Source organism: Endozoicomonas sp. SESOKO2 (assembly GCF_024606245.1).
In the GTDB taxonomy this organism is placed as follows: domain Bacteria; phylum Pseudomonadota; class Gammaproteobacteria; order Pseudomonadales; family Endozoicomonadaceae; genus Endozoicomonas_A.
Window position 1 is genome coordinate 1 of the sequence record NZ_JAHHPQ010000803.1, and the last position, 2,585, is coordinate 2,585.

1 protein-coding gene is annotated in these 2,585 nt (G+C 44.9%); it reads left to right on the forward strand.

Annotated elements, in window-relative coordinates:
• Window positions 1-2,502, forward strand: a 2,502-nt coding sequence (locus KDK17_RS18990) for an RING finger domain-containing protein (protein ID WP_257288814.1), incomplete at its 5' end; no start/stop codon positions are given.
• Window positions 2,503-2,585: the final 83 nt, after the last annotated feature.

Here is a 2,585-nt window from a genome sequence, read left to right on the forward strand (position 1 = left end):
AAGCAGTTGATAGAAGCTACAACCGATAAAACACGGACTTTGAATGACCCTGACAAGCTGTCTGCACTACGACCGATCATTCCACCTGACCGACCACTACCCAAAGCTGGCGACAACAACCTGAATATTTTGTATAAGATTGTTCAGGATATAATCCACAGGGTCAATCAATCTGACCAGCAGCCACCTATAGGACAATTTGAAAAATATTGTTTTATTGAGTACTTCGTTCAATTATTTCTGTTCTACTCAAACCCACTTGAACTTATTCGTCATCTGTTAGGACAAATATCAGATTCAGCGGTAACGCATGAGATTATAATTGCTGCACAATCATTGACATCTGCCAGTTCTTTTTCAAATACTTTTATGCAATTTCACCAACACCCATCGTTTCATGAATTACAACATTTCTTAAATGAAGGGTTAATTCAGTTGCATACCGACCCTTCACCCCGTGAGCCTGAAATCAGTTCCACCGGCCAAGTTCATAGCTTCGACAGTGCCTCTGGCTCTGGATACTCACAGCAGGGAGCAAGACCAAAGCGGCGCGCCCATAATCATCAGCCTAATGTGCTGCGCCAAAAAGGATTAAAGACAAGACAATCCTGTGGTAATCATCAAACGCGTTTGGGAAGTACGCCATCCTTTACCAGAGCGGGTAGAGCCATCGCTGTACCTGCCAGGAAAACAATGGATGATTACATGAATATCAATGCTTTCCGCGATAATGCATTTAAAGTGGATAAGGTGAAACATGCACAAATTACCGATAATGAGTGCCCAATATGTCGTAAGCACTTTTCACGTACAGCAAGATTAGTGAAAACGCCATGCAATCACATTTTTCACGTGCTTTGTTTAAATCTGTGGCTCCAAAGAGAGCTACCTCATCTTTCAGTTTTAACTTGCCCTGTATGTCGATCAGAATTAAATAACTTAAAAGAAAAACTTAACAATTTAAACAAGCTATTAAAAAAATACGGCAATTGTCATTCGTTAGACAGTGCAAATAGAGCTGTTAAGGAATGGAATACGACAGAAACAGGTTATGAAGCTTTGTACCATTTTGTCCAACTTTGCAGGCACAACAGTAAGGTTTCAGATGACTCACGGTACGTCAATATCTTGAGAAAAATAATTCACCCCATTACAAAAGCCAACATTCCCCACGACCTTAGGATCAACTCGGCCACCTTCAGCCCCGATAGCCGTCGTGTGGTGACCGCCAGTAACGATTGTACAGCGAAAATCTATGGCCATAAGGCCGATGGATCATGGGAAGAAGAGGTCACTATCCGACACAATGGTACAGTCAAATCAGCCAGTTTCAGTAGCGACAACTGTCGTTTAATAACCGCCAGTACGGATCACAAGGCGAAAATCTTTAGCCAAGAGGATGATGGATCATGGACAAAAAAACTGACCGTTCAACATACTGGCAAGGTCAATTCAGCCACCTTCAGCACTGATAGCCACCATATAGTGACTGCCAGTGAAGATGGTACGGCAAAAATCTTTGCCCAAAAGGACGATAGACCATGGGAAAAAGAAGCCACCATTAGCCACAATGGTCCGATCCAATCAGCCACCTTCAGCTCCGATGACCGCCATGTGGTGACTGTCGGTAAAGATAACGTGGTAAAAATCACTGGCAGGTCAGCCAATGGATCATGGAAAATAAAAGCCACCATTTCCCATGATGACGCTATCAACTCAGCTACATTTAGCCCCGATGCCCGCCGTGTGGTGACCGCCAGTGAAGATTGTACGGCAATAATCTATGCCCAACAGGACGATGGGTCATGGGAAAAAGAATTCACCATCAGCCATATCGACAGCGATGGTCCAATCCAATCAGCCAGGTTCAGCCCCGATGACCGCCATGTGATGACTGTTGGCAGGGATGACCTGGTTAAAATCTATGGCAAGCAGGACAACGGACGATGGCTAAAAAAAGCCATCATTGCCCATGAAGATCGGATCAACTCAGCCACCTTCAGCGCCGATGGATGCCACTTGGTGACCGCCAGTGACGATAATACGGCTAAAATCTATGGCGAAAAGACCGATGCATCATGGGAAGAAGAAATTACTGTCTACCACTACCATAAAGTCCTCTCAGCCACCTTCAGCCCCGATAGCCGACATATGGTGACCACCAGTATCGACAGGGCGGCAAAAATTCATAGCCACAATGACAATGGATCATGGAAAGAAGACACCACTACCCTTCATAGAGATTGGGTCTGTTTTTGTTCAGCCACCTTCAGCACCGATGGCCGCTTTGTGGTGACCTTCACTATGGACAGGAAGGCAAAAATCCATACCCTGAAAGACGATGCATCATGGAAAAAAGAAATCACTATCTGTCACGATGGCACGGTACTCTCAGCCAGCTTCAGTGCCGATAGCCGCTTTCTGGTGACTACCAATTTCATGTCAGATGATGGTCGTTTTTACCACACTGCGAAAATCACTGAACTCTGGAAGGAAGAATGAAAGCAAACTGATCCATCGACACCAACAGGCACTAGCAGCCTGTCGGACTTAAGGCTGTCCTACTGCGGTTGCAATAAATTGGT